Below are 18,543 nucleotides of genomic sequence, written 5' to 3' on the forward strand. Positions count from 1 at the left end.
CGGACCTGAGGGAGCTTTCGACACTCGGCGGCTTCCTTGGTGAGATCTCCCCGGGAGCTTACCAAGGTTTCATCGGTGCGGCTCTCCGCGCCCGAAACATTGCCGGGCGCTGCACGTTTGTCCCTCGGGGCGCGTGGAGAACCCGGACATGCCTCGCAGACCAGCCCGCACCATCATCATCACCGGCGCCTCGGCCGGCGTCGGTCGCGCCATCGCCAAACGCTTTGCCGAAGCCGGCGATCGCGTCGGCCTGATCGCGCGCGACGGGGAGGCGCTGCGCGAAGTACAGCGCGAGTTGCAGGCGCGATTTGCCCATGCCGAATACGAGGCGGTCGATGTCGCCGATGCGCAGGCCCTGTCCGATGCCGCCGAGCGGCTCGAGCAGCGGCTGGGCCCGGTCGACATCTGGATCAACGATGCCATGGAGACGGTGTTCTCGACCGTCGCCGACATCACCGCCGACGAATTCCGCCGGGTCACCGAGGTCACCTATCTCGGCTTCGTCCACGGCACGATGGCGGCGCTGCGCTCGATGCGTCGGCGCAACGAAGGCAGGATCATCCAGATCGGCTCGGCGCTCGCCTATCGCGGCATTCCCTTGCAGGCAGCCTATTGCGGCGCCAAGCACGCCATTCGCGGCTTCACCGACTCGCTGCGCGCCGAGCTGATGCACGAGCGCTCGCGCATCACGCTTTGCATGGTCGACCTTCCGGCCGTGAACACGCCGCAATTCGACTGGGCACGTGCCCACCTGGCGCACACGCCCCGCCCGATGGGCCGGCCGGTCCAGCCCGAGGTGATCGCCGACGCGGTCTATCGCGTCGCCGCCGGCGGCTTCCGGGAATATTGGATCGGCTGGCCGACGCTGCTCACCATCCTCGGCAACGCCGTCGCGCCGACGGTGCTCGACCGCTATCTCGCCGCCAAGGCCTTCGCCGGCCAGCAGACGGATGTTCCGCTGGTGCCCGACCGTACCGACAATCTCGACCATCCGATCACCCGCCTGCACCGCACGCGCGGCTCCTTCAGCCAAGGCGCAGCGCAACAGGCTGTGCTGCTGCCCGGCGATGTCGCCCGCGCCGCGACCGTCGCGATCGGAGCGGCGATCTTCTTTGCGCTGGGAGCGACGATGAGCCGGCGACGCCGGCGCTAGCGCGCGGGCCTTGCGCGACACCGTCGAGCTGCGCTTCTCTGTTCCGCGGCATTTATTGCGGTCCGGAGCGCTTCCATGACGATCGAGAGCATCAGCGCGATCACCATCGCCACCCACGACATGGCCCGCGCGGTCGCCTTCTATCGCGCGCTCGGCTTCGACGATATTCCCTACGGCGGCGCGGAGTCGCCGTTCACGACCTTCCGCGTCGGCACTGGCTTTCTCAACCTGATCGCCACCCCTACAGACAAGCAATGGAGTTGGTGGGGTCGCATCATCTTCCATGTCGGCGATGTCGACGCCGTTTACGCCAAGGCGCTCGCCGCGGGATTCTCGCCCTCGACCACGCCGCGCGACGCCGAATGGGGCGAACGCTATTTCCATCTCACCGATCCCGACGGCCACGAGCTGAGCTTCGCCCGACCGCTTCGGCGCTAAGCTAGCCGAGCTCGAAGGTCGTAACGCCGAACACCCGCTCGATCCGCAGTGGGGCGACCGGCCCGGTGTACATGCGCGCGGTCTCGAACACGGGCTTCAAGCCGAGGCTTTCGGCTAGACCCACCGCATCCGGATTAATCGCGGGGGCGTCGATGAAAACCTCGGCTGCGCCGGAAACGGTCAGGAGGGCCGAGAGCACGGCCTCGGCGTCACGACGCAGATCCGCAATCAACGGGCCGATCTTGTAGCCCGTGCGGCATGGGCGGATCACTCCCCAGGCAGCCAGCGCGCCGTCGCGGATGAGCGCGCGGCCGACATGTCCCGGGCTGGCGATCCAGGCCTGCAAGAATGCCGGGCGCGCGGCAGGAAAAACTGCCGCGTCGGACGCTTCGATGTCGCCCAGCGGCACGTCGACCAGGGGGACGATATCGCCGCCCGCCGGCGCCGGCAGCGCCCCCGCAGGCATCCCGCCGTAACGGACATTGGCGTAGGCGTAGCTAAAGCCGGATCTGCGGTAGTTGTCCCGCTGCGCAACCACGCCGTCGAGCCCGATGACGCGCGATCCCGCATGTCCCATAGCCGCCTGCCAGAGCCGGAGGCCGTACCCCTGTCCGCGCATGTCAGGCCGCACGATGTAGAAGCCGAGAAAGGCGAAGCGGTCGTCGTAGTTCACGCAGGACACCGTGGCCACTGGTACGCCATCACGCTCGGCCACGAGGAAGCCGTGGGGATCGACCACGGCAAAACACGCGGCGTCGGACAGGCCGGGATTCCACCCCTCGGACGCCGCCCAGTCCACGGCCAGCGCAATCTCGTCCCGACGCAGCGTCCGGATGATGAGACCATCGGTTGCATGGGTGCCTGGCGGCGTCATGTCACTATTCTAGAATCTCGAGCGCGGTCGCGCATCAACAACGAAACCTTGATTGACGGAATCTCCACTGCTTCACATTTCCACTTCGCGCCGGTTCTCGCGGCTGCAATAAAAGTTCGTACCCGCCGAGACGTGATCTTCAGCTCGTGTTCTACAGTTGTAGCTTCGGCCTGTTTGGCGGCCTCAGTGTCTCGCTCGCGCTTGGCCTCATCGTCTACAGTCTGCCGGCCATCACGCGCCGGTGGTTGCTGGCGCATTTTTGCTTTGGCCCGGTTCGAATGCTGTGGCGCAGCCCGATGTTTGGCACACACCCCGCCGATACGGATATCATCGCGGTCGGAGGTTGCGAGAGCCGGGCTTGCCCCGAAGGCTGTCATTGGAGTGGCGTGGTCTCCAGCGACTGCCCGCAATCAGCTCCCTACTTCCCCGGCCACACCGGCTTGCGTTTCTCGGCAAACGCCTTCAGGCCTTCCTTGGCATCCTCGGTCATCGCCAGCAGGGCGATCTGGCTTTCGAGATAGGCGATGGCTTCGTCGAACGACATCGAGGAAATCGCGCGCATGGCATATTTGCCGCGCCGGATCGCCGTCGGCGACTTGTCGACGATGCGGCCGATCAGCCAGTCGACCTTGGCGTCGAGTTCAGCCGCCGGCACGACATGGTTGAGCAGGCCCGCGGCCTGCGCGGCCCTGGCATCGAACGGCTCGCCCGTCAGCGCCCATTCGTTGACGAGCCGCGGCGGCGCGATGTTCTGCAGCAGGCTCAGCACCTGCATCGGGAACACGCCGACCTTCACCTCGGGCAGCCCGAAGACGACATGATCGGCGGCAACCGCCATGTCGGTCATGCACAGCAGCCCCATGCCGCCGGCCATGCAGACGCCGCCAACACGCGCGATGGCGGGCTTGGTGGCATTCTGCGATAACCTCAGCAGATCGGCATAGTCGACATTGGGGCGCGAGAAATCCATCGCGAAGGCGGCGCCGGAGTTCTGCAGATCGGCTCCGGCGCAGAACGCCTTGTCCCCCGTCCCCGTCAGCACGATCACGCGCACCTCCGGGTCGTCATGCGCCTGGCGGTAGCCGCGGGAGATCCCTGCGATGACGGCACCATTCAGGGCGTTGCGTTTCTCGGGACGATTGATGGTGATCCACAGGGCCTGCCCGCGCTTGTCCAGAATCACGCTGTCGTCGGTCATCGCCTTGCCTGTCTCATGAGCTCGGATGAGAGATTGTGGCGGGATAGCTGTCGCCGGCAAGGAAAACTTGCGTCAGCTGGCCGCGCGTCGGCCGATCTCCGCGATCACGCCGCGCAGCAGCGGGCGGGCCGGCTCGAACTGGCCGGTGCGCAGGAAGGCAATGGTCTGCCGGAGTGACGTCGGGTGCACGAGCAGGCCCATATGCGAGGCCTTGATGGTCGTGTAGTCCGTCATTTCGGCGAGCTTGCAGCTCTCGACCGACACCCGACCGTCGTTCGGCCGCGGCAGAAGGAACAGTCCGGAAATAGGATCTAGGAAACGGTTGCCGGCGATGACGCCGATCTCGTAGTCGGCGGGAGGCAGCGACGCGAGTGTGACATTCTTGGTCGTCACCAATTGCAGGCCGGCGGGGCCGAAATAGGCGCGGTAAAGGCCGACATTCTGCAGCCGATCAGCGAGCTCACTACCGCCGTTGGGCGTTCCCAGCATGACGACGCGGCCCAGCCGTCGCGGACGGCGCCGAGCAATGATGACGCGCGCAAGGAGCCCGCCCATCGAGTGCGTGACGAAGTGGATCGGGCCATCGAGCCCGCCGGCGAAGTCCATGATCGTGGGGCCGACATCCTCGGCAAGCCGTTCCAGCGGCTTCTTACGACTTTCATAGTCGACGTTCAGCGTGGCAAAGCCCTCGCGTCGCAGCTTCTTTTCAAGCGGCCGCAGCATCAATGAACGACCGGCGATGCCATGCAGCAGGACGACCCCCGCAGTGCGAGGGCCATGCTGCTGATCCCGCCGGCGCAACGATGCCATCACGCCACTTCGCGCTCCTCTGGGTCGCGCTCCGGATTGGCGGCAGCCGTGTTCTCCTCTGCGAGCGCCTTGGCGCCGACGTAGTCGGTCTTGCCGGAGCCGAGCAGCGGGATCTTGTCGACCACCATCACCACGGCCGGAACCGCGAGCTCAGGAGCGCCCTGCGCCTTTGCCTGACGCTGCATGGCCGCGCGCTCGGCATCCTTCTCTGTGGTGATCAGAATGATCCGCTCACCCTTGCGCTGATCTGGGATCGACACGGCAACCGACCCCGCTTGCGGCCACAGCGTAGCAGCAATCTGCTCGACGACCGTGAGCGACACCATCTCACCGGCGATCTTGGCAAAACGCTTGGCTCGGCCCTTGATCGTGATGAAACCCTGCGCGTCAATGGTCACGATGTCGCCGGTGTCGTGCCAACCTTCGGGCAGCGCTTCCAGCACGCCGGGATTTTCCGCCCGGAGATAGCCGAGCATGACATTGGGCCCGCGAACCGAGAGGCGGCCGCCCTCCTCGATGCCCGGAACCTTGTCGAGCCGGGCCTCCATCAACGGCGACAGTCGTCCGACGGTGCCGACGCGGTTGGCCATCGGCGTGTTCATCGCCAGCACCGGCGCGGTCTCGGTGACGCCATAGCCTTCGAGAACGCGGATGCCAAAACGCTCCATGTAGATCTGACGTGTCCGGTCCTTGACCGGCTCGGCCCCGGCGATGACGAGGCGCAGAGTCCGGAAATCGTAAGCATGGGCGGAGCGTGCATAGCCCGTGAGGAACGTGTCGGTGCCGAACAGAATGGTCGCACCGGTCTGGTAGATCAATTCCGGCACGATCCGGTAATGCAGCGGCGACGGGTACATGTAGATCGGGATACCCGCCAACATGGGCATCATCATGCCACCGGTGAGGCCGAACGAGTGGAACACCGGCAGAACGTTGAACACGAGATCGTGGGCGTTGGCGTCGACCCTGGCCAGCGCCTGGGCGGCGTTGGCCAGGATGTTGCGGTGGGACAGGACGACGCCCTTCGGCGTACCTTCCGAACCCGAGGTGAACAGAATCACGGCCGGGTGATCGGCATTGCGAGCGACACGCGGCTTGGTGCCATCGACGATGCCCCTAAGCTTGTCGGCCAAGCCGACTGACGCCTTGACGTCCTCCATGTAGACGAGGCGAGCCTGTCCTTCGATCGCAGCGATCAGCTTGTCGAGCTTGCCCTTCTCGATGAAAGCCCGCGACGTCAGAATCGTCGTGACCTGCGCCGCCTTCATCGCCGCCAGCACGTTCACTGGGCCAGCCGAGAAGTTCAGCATCGCCGGCACCCGACCAATCGACTGCAGCGCCATGAAAACGACGGCGACTCCCGCCGAGTTCGGCAGCAACACGCCGATATTCTCGCCGACAATCGTGCCATGCTCGAGCTTCCGGCTCAGCACCTGCGCACCGAGCAGCAGCTTGCGATAGGTCAGCTTGGTGCCGAGCGGATCCTCGATCATCACCTTGCCGGTGTCGTGGTCGCGGTGGGCATGGGCGAGCGCCTGGAACAGAGTACGGTCGAGCATGGCGTTCTTGACCATGGCCTCGATCATCACGTCCTGCAGCGCCGCGCCGGCCGCGTTGCGGCGTGTCTTACCCTTCAGCACCGGATCGATGGTCAGCTTCACCGGCGGCAGGATCGTCACGGTGACCTTGGGGAACCAGGAGCGCTTGATCTGGCCATCCTTCAGATAGCTGAGATGGGACCGCTGCGCGCCTTCGATGCGCACCGGGACGACAACCGCGTCGGCCTTGTCGGCGATCATCGCGGTGCCGTCATAGACCTTCATCAGCGAGCCTGAGACGGTGATTCGCCCCTCCGGGAAGATCACCACCGGCTCCTGGCTGGCGACCAGCTTGATGAGGTCGCGCGCCCCGAGCGGCTTTGTCGGATCGATCGTGATGTGGCTCACCATCTTCAAGAAGATCTTCGCCCACCAGGCCTGGGAGATTCCGGTGTCGACAGCGAAGGTCGCATCGATCGGCAGCACGGCATGCAGCAGCGGGCCGTCGATCAGGCTGACATGGTTCGGTGCGATCAGCATGCGGGTGCCGGTGGGCGGAAGGTTTTCGAGCCCGCGCACCTCGGTGCGGAACAGAGCGCGGAACAGCATCGCGCCGAAGTCACGCACGCCTTCCTTGCCCCATTTGTTGAGCACGAACCAGACTGCACCGAAGCTTGCCAGGGCGAGGCCGAAGAAGATCCAAGCGACCCCGACCCCTGCGGCCTGCAGGCCGGCCACGCACAGCGAGCCGACCACCATGAAAGCGGCCTGCAGTACGTTTCCGGCGGCAATCACCCGCGCCCGTTCGGACGGCTCCGACCAGGCCTGCACGGCTGCGAATGCCGGCACCACGAACAGGCCGCCGCCGAAAGCGAACAAGGCAAAATCGAGCAGCATGCGCGCGCCAGCCCACGACCCGACGAAGGCCAGCGGGGCGATGCCACTTGCCGTTTCGGTGGTGCCAATCGCCCAGGACAGATCAAGTCCGAGCAAGCCCATGATGATGGCGCCGAGCGGGACCAGCGCAAGATTCGGCCGGACGTGGCTGAGATGAGCAGCAAACAGCGAGCCGACCGCGATGCCGACCGCGAACACTGCGAGACACAGCGTGACGACGCCCTCGGTGCCGCCGACGACGTCCTTGACGAGGGCTGGGAGCAGCGACAGCACGACCGCACCCACGAGCCAGAACCACGACACGATCACCATGCCATCCCACAGCCGGGGCGCTGCGCGAAGCGAATTCAGAAGCTGCGAAGTGGAGGTCCAGGGATTGGCTGTGATGCGCAGATCCGGCGCGGAAGGTGCCGTGTGCGGAATGCGCGAGGCCGAGGCCCAGGAGATCAATGCCAGGCCGATGACGGCGAGGGCGACCCAGCCCATATGCGAGGAGCCGGAGACGAGCTGGCCGCCGGCGATGGTGCCGATCAGGATCGCCATGAAGGTCGCCCCCTCGACCAGCGCATTGCCAGTGGCGAGCTCACCGACGGTGAGTTGATCCGGCAGCATCGCATATTTCACCGGGCCGAACAGCGCGGCGATGACGCCGAACATGCCGAGGGCGACGAACAGCAGCGGGATCGAATGGAGAAAGAAGCCGAGCGCTGCAAAGGCGGCGGCAAAGATCTCCGCAAACTTCAAGCGACGCGCAACGACGCCCTTGACAAACCTGTCGGCCAGCTCGCCGCCGAGGCCAGAAAGAATGAAGAATGGGAAGATGAACACCGCTCCGGCAACGGTCACCAGCGCGTCGCCATGCGTCGCGACGGCGCCGTAAAGCAGCATGATGACGAGCGCATTCTTGAGAACGTTGTCGTTCAGCGCCGAGGAGAATTGCGCCCAGAACAGCGGAGCAAAACGGCGCGACGACATCAACTGCTTGATCATGGTCGTTTCCTGGTGTGGTTCGGCGGGTTCGCCGCAAGGATCGCTAGAGTTTTGAAGCTTGGTAATGAAATCGAAGCCTGTGCTGATGCGAGGCTCCTGTTACACGCGGCTATGACACGGTCTCAGTCTTCGGCCGTTCCGGGACGGGTTTCGCGAGAGCAGCGCCATCGTGTCAGCCAGCGTGAAGGACGACCACATAAGCGCCAGCCCTGTCGCCAGCCCACCCCGCAGCGGCCAGTCGAGCGGCAGCGCAACGATGCCACCGCCGACCAGCACGAACGTTAGCGCGAAGGTCATGTGCAAAAAGCTTATCCAGGGCGGCGGCGGCTGCACGGGAGACATCGGACGCAAGGACATGGTGACCGCTTCGTTGCGCATGAGACCGGGATTTGAAACGAGGTCAGGTGAGTTCGGCGAGATAGTGGAAGCAGCCAAACAGTCCGCCGCCACGACGACGGCGATGGCCCTCGCGGCCCGCGGCCCGAAACAGCTGTTCTCCGGCCGTTCGCCGCACGCGCCGTGCGTTCAGCAGGCCTGCGACGTCACAGGCATTGGCGATGCGCTCGAGGCGCGCCGCCACAAGATAAGACGCTGCCCGGATCAAACCGTTCAACAATGCCTGGAGATCTCCTGCGAAGAGTTGGGGACCGCGAAAATCAAGAGCATGCATGACGTGAATCCATATTTTTGAGCAACGCTCAAAATATGTAGCTCAAAAATGAGCGCCGCTCAAGCGGCTTCTGGCTGTCAAAACGGTAGAGTTAACAAATAATCGCGAGCGGCCAAGGACCCAGCACAAAACCTCGCAACAAACTGATTTAACTAATATTTTAAACGATTAGCAGATTGCCGCTTTGCGCAGCCAGACCTTGTTATCGTGGAAGGCGGCCCCGCCGATTGGAGCAACGGTGTCGGCGGCGGTGAGCGCGTTGATGCCGCGGCCGCCGATATGAGCGGCGTTGGGATGGATCGATTCGGCGATCAGCACTCCCCGCCGAACACCGTCGAACAGCCTCGCCGTCAGCGACGTCTGCCCACGATGATTGCCAAGCGTGACGGCTTCGCCTTCCACAATGCCGAGGGAGGCCGCATCGAGCGGATGGATCATCACCGACGGCGTCCCTTCCCGCGCCTGCGAAGACGGCGTCTCGTTAAAGGAAGTGTTGAGAAAGGAGCGCGCCGGGCTCGTCGCGAGCCGGAACGGATGCTCGCGGTCCGCCTCTTCAGTCACCGCCCAATGGTCTGGCAGCGACGGCATACGCTCGGGTTGTCCCATGACTCGTCCGAATGGCGGATTCACCCAGTCGGCCTTGAAGTGGAATCTGCCGTCCTTGTGCGCAAAGCCGTCCAGATAATGCGAGGTGCGAAAGTCGGGCTGCAGGTCGCGCCAGATGTCCGCCTCGAGCGCGGCAATATCGCCATGGCCGCTCTTCTTCAACGTCGCATCGATCAACTCGCGCGGCGTCATCTCGAACCCCGGATGGTCCGCATTCAGCCGGCGCGCCAGGCCTTGCAACACCTCGTGATTGGAACGGCACTCGCCGGGCGGGTCGATCAACTTCGGCCCCACCGAGATGTGCTGGTGGCCGCCGCCGTAATAGAGGTCGTCGTGCTCCATGAACATCGTCGCCGGCAGCACGACGTCGGCCATCTGCGCAGTCTCGGTCATGAACTGCTCATGGACCGCTACAAATAGATCCTCACGCGCAAATCCCTTACGAACCAGATCCTGCTCTGGCGCCACCGTCATCGGGTTGGTGTTCTGAATCAGCATCGCCGTGACAGCCGGCCCGCCGCACAGAGCTTCACGATCACCGGTGAGGATACGCCCGATCTGCGATTGATCGAGAAAACGGATCGAGTGATCAATGGCGTCATGGCCTTCGATGATCGACTCGTCGAAGTGCCACAGCGCCGCGTTATTGAAGAAGGCACCGCCTCCCTCATACTGCCAGGCACCCGTCACAGCCGGAATGCAGGACGCCGCATGCATCTGCGTCGCGCCGTTGCGGCTACGGGTGAAGCCGTAGCCCAGACGGAAGAAGGTTCGCTTGGTCTGCCCGACCAGCTTCGCGAACGCTTCGATCTCGGCGACCGGAACACCGCAAATCTGTGACGCCCATTCGGGCGTGCGCGTCATCAAATGCGTCTTGAGCTCGTCCGGACAGTCCGTGTACTTCGCCATGTAGGCGTGGTCGGCGTAGCCATCGCGAAACAGCACGTGCATCACACCGCAGGCGAATGCGCCGTCGGTACCGGGACGCAGGATGATCTTGATGTCTGCCTGCTTCATCGTTTCGTTGTCGTAGATGTCGACCGCGGCGATCTTGGCGCCCCGCTCCTTTCGGGCGCGCGCAGCGTGGGTCATGACATTGACCTGCGTGTTCACCGGGTTCGTGCCCCAGATCACGACAAGATCCGAAAGCGCCATTTCACGCGGGTCTACGCCCGCAATCTTTCCAGTGCCGATCGCAAATCCGATGCGCGCAACATTGGCACAGATCGTCGAATAGAACCGCGAGTACTTCTTCACGTGGGTCAGGCGGTTGAGGCCGTCGCGCATCACCAGGCCCATCGTGCCCGCATAGTAATAGGGCCAGACCGACTGTGAGCCGAACTCGCCCTCGGCCCGTAGAAACCGCTGAGCGATATCATCGAGCGCCTCATCCCAGGAAATGCGCTCGAACCGTCCGGAGCCTTTTGCGCCCACACGACGAAGTGGATGCATCAAGCGCTCAGGATGATGGATCCGCTCCGCATATCGAGCCACCTTCGCGCAGACCACGCCGGCCGTGTAGGTCTGCCGCTTCGAGCCGCGAACACGGCCGATCGTCTTCTGGTCGATCACCTCGACATCGAGAGCGCAGGCCGATGGGCAATCATGCGGACAGGTTGAGTGGCGGATATTGATACGAGTCTGCTGGTTCATAGCCCGAGTGTTAGCACTAAAGGATGCCGCAGCCGAGAGCATTCGCGAGGCATTCGCATGAACGAAGTCGGCTGGCGGATTTCCGCGCGGTCGGAACAATTCCTCGCACCATCCGATCATTCAGCGACGAACGCCTCGCGACATCCGCCCAATCTCGGGACTGCACCCAGATGATCGCGACCGCTGTCGAATCGATCACCTCTCCTCGCAACGCACCATCCAGGCAGACGCTTCAGGCAACCGGGATCTCCTGTTGCCAAACAGAATTCGTATATTAGTATATCAATTGAGGAAACCAAGATGCCGAGTCGTGCTCCAAGGAAACAGGCCCCCGCGCCGCGTCCTATCGTCGCTCGCATGCGCCGCAACGGCCGGCCACGCGGCGCGACGGCAGCCTCCCGCATCTATGTTGATCTCCGAGCCGAACTGGTGTCGCTGGTCCGCCGCCCCGGGGAGCCGATTTCGGAAACGCAGATCGCAACAGCCTACGGCGTCAGCCGGACCCCGGTCCGCGAGGCCATCCTGAAGCTTTCGGACGAAGGTCTGGTGGAGATCTTTCCGCAGTCGGGCATCTTTGTATCGCGAATTCCCATTGCAACGCTTCCCGAGACGATCATCATCCGCAAGTCTCTCGAGGAGACCACTGCACGGATGGCCGCGGAGCATGCAACGTCCAGTCAGCTCCTCAACCTGCACGCGACGCTGGAACGGCAGCGCGAGGCGTGCGCTGCCAAGGATCGTGAGGCCTTTCATCAGGCGGACGAGATGTTTCATGCCGGCATCGCTGAGGTCGCGGGCTATCCTGGAATATGGAAGCTGATCCTGCAAGTGAAGGTTCACGTCGACCGCTACCGACGGCTCACTTTGCCGCAGATCGGACGAATGTCGGAAGTCATCGCCGAGCATGAGCCGATCCTGGCGTCGATAGAGCGACGCAATCCTGATGCCGCCGGTGCCGCCATGGCGCGCCATCTGGAACGGTTGCTCGACGACATTTCTGAAATCCAGACGCTTAATCCGGAATACTTCGACCAACCAACCTAGCGACTGGCCCGCGACATCCACCTGCGGTTGGACGCTCACGCAAGAGTTCGTGGGAGGGGACGCCATGAAAAGACGCGATTTCATCAGGATGACGGCAGGCCTTGCCGGCTCAACGGGCTTGCCGCCGTTCTCGACCGCGCTCGCACAATCGAAGGCCGTGTTCAAGGCTTCGGACGTGCAGCCTCCCGGCTACCCGACCGTGGTAGCGACGGAAAGCCTCGGCAAGAAGCTTGCAGCGGCCACCAATGGTCGGTTGACGATCCAGATGTATCCCTCTGCGCAGCTCGGCGCCGAGAAGGAGACCATTGAGCAGACCCAGATCGGGGCAATCCAGATGCTGCGCGTCAGCGCCGGCGCCCTGGGTCCAATCGTCGACGACGTCAACGTCGTCAACATGCCGTTCCTGTTCAAGAGCATCGAACATTCCGAGAAGATGATGGATGGTCCGATCGGGCAGGATCTGCTGGACCGAGTCAGCGCCCATCCCAGCGCAAACCTTGTCGCGCTCTGCTGGATGAACTCTGGCGCGCGCAGCATCTACAACACCAAGAAGCCGATCCGAACGGTCGAGGACGTCAAAGGTCTCAAGGTCCGCGTAATCGGCAATCCGATCTTCATCGACATGATGAATGCCCTCGGCGGCAACGGCGTTGCCATGGGCTACGACCAGGTCTTCAGCGCACTACAGACCGGCGTGATCGATGGAGCCGAGAACAATCTTCCCAGCTACGTGTTCAGCAATCACTATACGGCTGCCAGGTACTACTCGCTGACTCAGCATCTGGTCATTCCCGAAGTGCTCGTATTCTCAAAGCGGGCGTGGGCGAACCTTTCGAACGACGATCAGGCGCTGATCAAGAAGCTGGCGCGCGAAGCTCAGATGGAAGAGCGGGAGCTGTGGAAGGCCTATGAACGCGAGGCCATGGATAAGGCCAAGGCGGCAGGCAGCGAGATCATCATGATCGCCGATAAGGCTCCGTTTCAAAAGGCCGTCAGGCCGGTCTGGGACAAGTACGGACCGAAGTACCAGGACATGATCAAACGCATCCAGGACATCGCATAAGGCTCCGCGCACCGGCTTGGCGGCAGCAGGTTCCCGTGGGAAGAGTTGGACCAAGACGGCAATCGCTACAGGACCTTGCTACTCGTCTTCGTCTGGACCGGCCTCCGCCAATCCACGCAATGGCTCGGGATTGAGCAGCACAATGGCGCCATGTTCGAGCCGAACCCACTCCCGCGCAGCCCAGGCGCGCAATTGCTTATTGATGCTCTCCCGCGTCATGCCCACCATTTCGCTGATCTCCTGCTGGGTAATGGCGATGGTGCGGCTGGCCGAGTCGACCTTCTGCTTCTCAGTGAGACCGAGCAGAGCGCTGGCCAGGCGCCGGGGAAGATCCTGCAGGATGACCTGCTCGACCTGGTCGCTTGTCCAGCGTAGCCGGTCACAAAGCAGCTCGATGAACTTCATGGCCAGCACCGGCTGGCTCCTGACGAAGGGAAGGAACTCGCGACGATCGATGACCAGGATCTCGCAGTTGGTATTGGCGGTCGCGTCAGCGGTCCGTTCTCTGCCGTCGAGCACGGCCACTTCGCCGAAGATTTCACCCGCGCTGATGAGGTTCAGGATGGCATTGCGACCGTCCGGGGACGAAACGCTGATTTTGACCGTCCCGCTGATCACCGCGTACAGGCTCGAGCCGGGATCCCCCTTCGAGAAAATGGTCGCGCCGCGCTTCAGGGTCGTCGGCTTTGCGTAGCGGCAGAGCTGATCGAGCGCATCGGACTCGAGCTCGCGAAAAATCGGATGCTGCCGCAGCACCGATAGCTTGCCGCTACCGGATGATCGGCTGCTCGCCTTCTTCTCCTCAGCCACACCGCATCTCCCAGGCGTCCAAGATCCGCCGACCGAGGGAGACGTCGAACGCCGGTCACCCGCCCGACTGAAGTCAAAGGACCCCGGACGCGCCTACAGCCACCAGCAAAGACGCCCCATTCGACCAGCGACCCGCCCATCCCTCGATTTCCGCACCGTTGGAATACGGCAGATCGGCAGTTTGTCCAGGAAAATGCAGCGAAGATCAAATCGAGGCAACAATAGGCAACGCGCCCGTGGAGCACGTCAGCCCTACCACGGGCCGACACAAGGCCCTTGCAGTGCAAATTGGCCTTTCCAGCCCGCTTCCGCAGGCGGGCGGCCCTGAGCAGCAATCGGAGTGGCCCGACCGCTTCTGCCCGGATGATCGGACTTCAGGTCCGAGGTTTGGTCTGCGAATCAGCCCACAGCAGGACTGCCGCAAACGCGACGAAAACCGCCACAACCGCGAAGCTCACCACCATGGCATCGAAAGGCATGTCTCTCCCCCACTTTTGAGTTTGAGACATTGTTCCCCAGCGGCAGCTCTCCAGTCTTTGACTCAGATCAATGCAAATCCGGAGCCCTCAAGTCGCCCGCCGGGGATCAAGCAGCCGCCAGCGCCTCGGCACGGGCAGAATCCCGCAGCGAAACGCCACCTGGAAGTATGGCTATGATTCCATCTCGTTCGAGCTTCGTGAACGTCCGGCTGACCGTCTCGATCGTCAGCCCGAGATAGTCGGCAATATCTTGCCGACTCATGGGCAGCGGTACGATGTTAGAGGGCCCCCGAAGCTCAACGAGGCGATCCCTCCAACCGACCAGGAAGGTCGCAACCTTCTCCTCGGCCGATCGGCGGCCGAGCAGCACCATATGGTCACGTGCCTGATTGAGCTCCTGCACGGCTAGCTCGTTCATCCGGCGCAAAAGGTTGGGCTTGTCATCGGCGAAGCGGCCAAACGGCAGCTTGGCAAATTGGCAGACCGTCACGGGACCAATGGCGTCGGCCGAGAACCCATGTCGCTCTTCTGTCGTCATCCCCACGAAATCGCCTGGCAGTACAAAACCGACAATCTGTCTGCGACCATCGGGCAACAGCTTATAGAGCCTCATGACTCCGTCGAGCAGATTATAAAAGCACGAGGATCTGTCCTCTTGTGCGAAAACAGTCTCGCAGGATGCGAAGCTCACACGGCGGCTGAGCTGCTCGAATTCGCGCATCTCAAACTGATCCAGCGATGCGCATACGCTGAACCCTCGCACGGCACAATCGGCGCAGCCCTGCCCGTGGAAATCGACTGCAACCAGAGACGTCTTCATACAGGGCTCCGCTGGGCCAAGCGCAAGGAGAATAGCCGCATTCTAGCGAATGCTCGAAGTGCCCGTTGATTCAAATCAAATGACCGGAGGATCGGGGCCCTATCGTGGCACAAAATGACCGTGCCCGGACGTGATGCATGCAGCGCTTGACCTTCTGCGCCCTTCTTCTGAGCCTTTCTTTGACCTCTCCGTCACTTGCCGCATCGACGCCCGAACAACGGGGACGAGCCTACGCCAAGGCTCACTGTGCGCGATGCCATGCCATCGGCAGCACCGGAGAAAGTCCATTCAAACAGGCCCCTCCGTTTCGAACGCTGCACCTGCGGTATCCCATCGAGTCTCTTGGTGAGGCTCTCGCGGAAGGCATCGTCACCGGGCACCCGGCGATGCCGCAATTCGAGCTTGCGCCACCGCAGATCAACGACTTGTTGTCGTACCTTAAGAGCCTAGAGTAGCTTCGACGGCTCCACCTAGAGGGTCTGGACGGACCAGGCCAGGATTGACTTGGCGATTCGGCCGAAGGCCTGATCGAAAGCGTCGACCGCATCGGAAGGATCGAGCCGGCCAAGCGGCTGGCTCTCGTCGAACAACCGGGACGCAATGACCTTGCCATTCTTGTCGACGAGGCGAGCCGAGAGCCCGATCTCCGCCGCCGCCGCCGCTTCGGCATTGATTCGGAAACGGCGGACGTCGATCAGCAGTTGAACGTCCGGCTGGCCAATATCCGATGCCCGCAGTGGCGCATGGGCGACATCATAGTTTTCGAATGAATCGATCAGGCGGGCCTGCAGCAATTTCGGGATGCTGTCCGCCCACAGGAACTCGCCAAACCCGGGATAGTCCTTGGCTGGCGAGAACAGCATGCGCTGGGTCTGCAGCATCGCAACTGCCGTCGGCTCCGGGACGGCAAGCTGGCCCTTGATGGTCTTATTGACGGGACCGAACTCGCGCGGCGCCGTGAGATCATAGGTGACCTTCTGTGCTGGCGTGCCGCCCCCTGTCATTTTCTCGAGGCCGGAGACGATTCCATCCAGCTTCCCCGTATTCCGCGCCAACCCCTCCGAAAACGTCTTGAGATTGGCAATCGTGTCCTTCAGTGGCCCGGCATTCTCAGCAAGGACGGCGTCGACGCGCCGCAAAGCGTCACGTGCCGCCTGTGTCATGCTCTGACCTGCGCCCGGCTCGGCTATCAAGGTTGAGGCGGCACCAGCCGCCGCGGCCAAGGAGCCGCCCTCCAGCGCGACGACGGGGACACCCGTCAATCCCTGGAATTCCAACCCCACTCTGGTGTCGGTTCGCACCGGCGTGGTCGATGCGACCGAGATCGTCGCATTGACGCGACGCGGGTTGTCCGGGGCGAGGCTGAGGTCGGTCACCTCGCCAACGCGGATGCCATTGAACAGGACGGCAGCACCAACCAGCAGGCCTGGCACGGATCCATCGAACTGAACATGGTACATGGTACGCGGCCCAAGTCCTCCAGTGTTGTTCAGCCAGTAGACGAAGCCAAAGATTGCGACGATGGCCGCTAGCACAAACCCGCCGATGACAGCAAAAGGTGCACGCGTTTCCATCTTCAACTCGCTTTCGGTTGTAGCATCTGGGATCGTTTGCCATGGAAGTAGGCTCGGACCCAGGGATGTTCTGATTGAAGCAGATCGCGCATCGGACCAATCGCGACGATCTTGCCATCGGCCAGGGCCGCGACCCGGTCGCAGACCGTATTCAAACTCGCCAGATCATGCGTCACCATGAACACGGTCAGTCCCAACGTCCGCTGCAGGGTCTTGATCAGCGCATCAAAATCGCCGGCGGAGATCGGATCGAGGCCGGAGGTCGGTTCGTCGAGAAACACGATCGCCGGATCGAGCGCGAGAGCCCGTGCCAGCGCGGCGCGCTTGGTCATGCCTCCGGAAAGCTCGGCAGGAAATTTATCGCCGTCCTCTGCCCGAAGGCCGACCATCTCGAGCTTCGCAATCGCGATCTCGTCCATCAAGGCCGGTGACATCTGCAGGTTCTCCCGTAGCGGAAACTGGACGTTCTGCTTCACCGTCAGGGACGAGAACAGCGCTCCCTGCTGGAACAGGATGCCCCAGCGTGCGGCCGCATCCTGCGTCGCACGCTCCGCCGCACCACCAAGCGGTACCCCCATCACCTCGATGGTCCCGCTGCGACGTGGAATGAGCCCGATGATCGTCCGCATCAGGACGGATTTCCCGCCACCCGAGGCGCCCACCAGCCCAAGAATCTCGCCGCGACGAACCTCCAGGGACAATTCGTTCAATACGACCTGCCGCCCAAAGCCGACGACCAGATCAGTCACCCTGATGGCGCAGGAAACCTGGAGATCATCCATTGCTACATTCCAATGGATGCAAAGAACACGGCGAACAGGCCATCGAGCACGATCACCAGAAAAATGGACTTCACGACGGAGGTCGTCGTCTGCTGTCCCAACGATTCGGCGCTGCCTTTCACGCGAAGGCCCTCGCTGCAGGCAACGATTCCAATCACCAATGCCATGAACGGCGCCTTCAACATCCCGACCTCGAAATGCGTGACCGAGATCGCCTCGTGCAGTCGCGCGATGAAGATTGCCGGCCCCATGCCACCGTAAAGCTGGGCAACCAGTCCTCCGCCATAGAGCGCAGCCATCGATCCGATGAATGCCAAGATTGGCAGCGTCAGGATCAGCGCAATGATCCGCGGCAGGATCAGAACCTCGACGGGATCAAGTCCCATCGTAACCAGGGCGTCGATCTCCTCGCGCATCTTCATCGAGCCGATCTCTGCAGTGTAGGCACTTCCCGAGCGGCCGGCCACCATGATTGCAACGATCAGGACACCGAGCTCGCGCAGGACAAGAATGCCCACCATGTCGACGACGTAGGATTCGGCACCGAAGCGTCGAAAGTGGAAAATTCCCTGTTGGGCGATGATCGCGCCGATCAAGAACGTAATCAACATCACGATTGGAATGGCCTGCCATCCAATCCGGTACATTTGATAGACGAGCGATGTCACCCGCAACGACCTCGGCCGGCGCAGCGTTCGCAACAATGCGAAAGAAAGCGCAGCAAGCATTTCCAGGAACACGACAACGTCCTGGGCTGCGCCTAGGCTCGACCGGCCGAGATCCGTAAGCCTGGCCAGGACGGGGTTCTTCTTCGGCGCCGGTTCGACTTCGTGCCGATTGACTTGCCGCACTTCCTCGACCAGGCCGAGGTAATTTGCTGCGACCCCGGTCATCTGCACCGGACGGCCCCCAGCGGCAGCCCGGCGGCTGAGCCGCTCGAGTAACCAGGCGCCAACTGTGTCGATCTCGCTGATTGCGCCAAGGTCGAGCTTCACAGACTTCGAGGCTCCGACCTTGGCGATGGCCGAGTTGGCCAAGCTTTCGAGCTCGGTCACGTTGAGCGACACCCAGGATCCGCTGGGACGGAGCTCCAACACCTCGTCCGTTGCATCGGCGGTCAATCCTGGATGAGCACGCAATTCAA

Annotated in this window: 16 protein-coding genes; 6 read left to right on the top strand and 10 right to left on the bottom strand. The window is 62.7% G+C overall.

Features of this window, described 5'->3' with window-relative positions; all coding sequences use genetic code 11:
- Window positions 1-148: 148 nt before the first annotated feature.
- Window positions 149-1,153, top strand: coding sequence for an SDR family oxidoreductase (locus QX108_RS10225; RefSeq protein WP_315781638.1), 1,005 nt, complete (start codon window positions 149-151; stop codon window positions 1,151-1,153).
- 75 nt (window positions 1,154-1,228) lie between these two features.
- Complete coding sequence (locus tag QX108_RS10230) at window positions 1,229-1,591, top strand: VOC family protein (RefSeq protein WP_315781641.1); 363 nt, start codon at window positions 1,229-1,231, stop codon at window positions 1,589-1,591.
- Window position 1,592: 1 nt separating this feature from the next.
- Here QX108_RS10230 and QX108_RS10235 read toward each other — a convergent pair whose 3' ends face one another.
- The 4 genes from QX108_RS10235 to QX108_RS10255 all read right to left on the bottom strand — a co-directional run bounded on the left by QX108_RS10235 (window position 1,593) and on the right by QX108_RS10255 (window position 7,898).
- Window positions 1,593-2,465 carry a GNAT family N-acetyltransferase gene (locus QX108_RS10235; RefSeq protein WP_315781643.1) on the bottom strand — a complete coding sequence of 291 codons (873 nt, stop codon included), beginning with the start codon at window positions 2,463-2,465 and terminating at the stop codon, window positions 1,593-1,595.
- Window positions 2,466-2,883: 418 nt separating this feature from the next.
- On the bottom strand, window positions 2,884-3,663 hold the full coding sequence (locus tag QX108_RS10245) for an enoyl-CoA hydratase/isomerase family protein (RefSeq protein ID WP_315721222.1): 780 nt from the start codon (window positions 3,661-3,663) through the stop codon (window positions 2,884-2,886).
- A gap of 72 nt (window positions 3,664-3,735) precedes the next feature.
- Window positions 3,736-4,473: an esterase/lipase family protein gene (locus tag QX108_RS10250; RefSeq protein ID WP_315781649.1), complete on the bottom strand. Its 738-nt coding sequence runs from the start codon at window positions 4,471-4,473 to the stop codon at window positions 3,736-3,738.
- Complete coding sequence (locus QX108_RS10255; RefSeq protein ID WP_315781652.1) at window positions 4,473-7,898, bottom strand: acyl-[ACP]--phospholipid O-acyltransferase; 3,426 nt, start codon at window positions 7,896-7,898, stop codon at window positions 4,473-4,475. The genes QX108_RS10250 and QX108_RS10255 overlap by 1 nt, the downstream gene beginning before the upstream one ends.
- Window positions 7,899-8,067: 169 nt before the next feature.
- On the opposite strand from QX108_RS10255, the gene QX108_RS10260 reads away from it, so the two are divergent.
- Window positions 8,068-8,589 (top strand): hypothetical protein, encoded by a 522-nt coding sequence (locus QX108_RS10260; protein ID WP_315781655.1) that lies wholly within the window; start codon window positions 8,068-8,070, stop codon window positions 8,587-8,589.
- Window positions 8,590-8,736: 147 nt separating this feature from the next.
- Here the strand turns inward: QX108_RS10260 and QX108_RS10265 are convergent, their stop codons facing one another.
- On the bottom strand, window positions 8,737-10,827 hold the full coding sequence (locus tag QX108_RS10265) for a molybdopterin oxidoreductase family protein (RefSeq protein WP_315781658.1): 2,091 nt from the start codon (window positions 10,825-10,827) through the stop codon (window positions 8,737-8,739).
- 357 nt (window positions 10,828-11,184) lie between these two features.
- On the opposite strand from QX108_RS10265, the gene QX108_RS10270 reads away from it, so the two are divergent.
- A complete protein-coding gene (locus tag QX108_RS10270) occupies window positions 11,185-11,871 on the top strand; it encodes a GntR family transcriptional regulator (RefSeq protein ID WP_315726299.1) in 687 nt (228 codons plus the stop codon).
- 64 nt (window positions 11,872-11,935) lie between these two features.
- Window positions 11,936-12,934: a TRAP transporter substrate-binding protein gene (locus QX108_RS10275; RefSeq protein WP_315782240.1), complete on the top strand. Its 999-nt coding sequence runs from the start codon at window positions 11,936-11,938 to the stop codon at window positions 12,932-12,934.
- Between the two features lie 78 nt (window positions 12,935-13,012).
- Here the strand turns inward: QX108_RS10275 and QX108_RS10280 are convergent, their stop codons facing one another.
- Both QX108_RS10280 and QX108_RS10285 read right to left on the bottom strand, forming a co-directional pair.
- Window positions 13,013-13,744 (bottom strand): Crp/Fnr family transcriptional regulator, encoded by a 732-nt coding sequence (locus tag QX108_RS10280; protein ID WP_172112638.1) that lies wholly within the window; start codon window positions 13,742-13,744, stop codon window positions 13,013-13,015.
- A 585-nt stretch (window positions 13,745-14,329) separates the two neighbouring features.
- Window positions 14,330-15,043, bottom strand: coding sequence for a helix-turn-helix domain-containing protein (locus QX108_RS10285; RefSeq protein ID WP_172112637.1), 714 nt, complete (start codon window positions 15,041-15,043; stop codon window positions 14,330-14,332).
- Between the two features lie 137 nt (window positions 15,044-15,180).
- On the opposite strand from QX108_RS10285, the gene QX108_RS10290 reads away from it, so the two are divergent.
- Window positions 15,181-15,498, top strand: coding sequence for a cytochrome c (locus QX108_RS10290; protein ID WP_315721227.1), 318 nt, complete (start codon window positions 15,181-15,183; stop codon window positions 15,496-15,498).
- A gap of 15 nt (window positions 15,499-15,513) precedes the next feature.
- Here the strand turns inward: QX108_RS10290 and QX108_RS10295 are convergent, their stop codons facing one another.
- The 3 genes from QX108_RS10295 to QX108_RS10305 are packed head-to-tail and all read right to left on the bottom strand — an operon-like array spanning window position 15,514 to window position 18,538.
- Window positions 15,514-16,617 (bottom strand): ABC-type transport auxiliary lipoprotein family protein, encoded by a 1,104-nt coding sequence (locus tag QX108_RS10295; RefSeq protein WP_315721228.1) that lies wholly within the window; start codon window positions 16,615-16,617, stop codon window positions 15,514-15,516.
- A gap of 2 nt (window positions 16,618-16,619) precedes the next feature.
- On the bottom strand, window positions 16,620-17,399 hold the full coding sequence (locus tag QX108_RS10300; RefSeq protein WP_315721229.1) for an ABC transporter ATP-binding protein: 780 nt from the start codon (window positions 17,397-17,399) through the stop codon (window positions 16,620-16,622).
- A gap of 2 nt (window positions 17,400-17,401) precedes the next feature.
- On the bottom strand, window positions 17,402-18,538 hold the full coding sequence (locus tag QX108_RS10305) for an ABC transporter permease (RefSeq protein WP_315781664.1): 1,137 nt from the start codon (window positions 18,536-18,538) through the stop codon (window positions 17,402-17,404).
- Between the last annotated feature and the right edge of the window lie 5 nt (window positions 18,539-18,543).

This window comes from Bradyrhizobium sp. SZCCHNR1002 (genome assembly GCF_032381435.1).
Lineage (GTDB): Bacteria > Pseudomonadota > Alphaproteobacteria > Rhizobiales > Xanthobacteraceae > Bradyrhizobium > Bradyrhizobium aeschynomenes.

Coding starts and splice junctions, on each gene's coding strand:
- QX108_RS10270 (WP_315726299.1), top strand. CDS start 11,185: ATGCGCCGCAACGGCCGGCCACGCGGCGCGACGGCAGCCTCCCGCATC.
- QX108_RS10290 (WP_315721227.1), top strand. CDS start 15,181: ATGCAGCGCTTGACCTTCTGCGCCCTTCTTCTGAGCCTTTCTTTGACC.
- QX108_RS10295 (WP_315721228.1), bottom strand. CDS start 16,617: ATGGAAACGCGTGCACCTTTTGCTGTCATCGGCGGGTTTGTGCTAGCG.
- QX108_RS10235 (WP_315781643.1), bottom strand. CDS start 2,465: ATGACGCCGCCAGGCACCCATGCAACCGATGGTCTCATCATCCGGACG.
- QX108_RS10300 (WP_315721229.1), bottom strand. CDS start 17,399: ATGGATGATCTCCAGGTTTCCTGCGCCATCAGGGTGACTGATCTGGTC.
- QX108_RS10275 (WP_315782240.1), top strand. CDS start 11,936: ATGAAAAGACGCGATTTCATCAGGATGACGGCAGGCCTTGCCGGCTCA.
- QX108_RS10265 (WP_315781658.1), bottom strand. CDS start 10,827: ATGAACCAGCAGACTCGTATCAATATCCGCCACTCAACCTGTCCGCAT.
- QX108_RS10230 (WP_315781641.1), top strand. CDS start 1,229: ATGACGATCGAGAGCATCAGCGCGATCACCATCGCCACCCACGACATG.
- QX108_RS10245 (WP_315721222.1), bottom strand. CDS start 3,663: ATGACCGACGACAGCGTGATTCTGGACAAGCGCGGGCAGGCCCTGTGG.
- QX108_RS10285 (WP_172112637.1), bottom strand. CDS start 15,043: ATGAAGACGTCTCTGGTTGCAGTCGATTTCCACGGGCAGGGCTGCGCC.
- QX108_RS10250 (WP_315781649.1), bottom strand. CDS start 4,473: ATGGCATCGTTGCGCCGGCGGGATCAGCAGCATGGCCCTCGCACTGCG.
- QX108_RS10255 (WP_315781652.1), bottom strand. CDS start 7,898: ATGATCAAGCAGTTGATGTCGTCGCGCCGTTTTGCTCCGCTGTTCTGG.
- QX108_RS10225 (WP_315781638.1), top strand. CDS start 149: ATGCCTCGCAGACCAGCCCGCACCATCATCATCACCGGCGCCTCGGCC.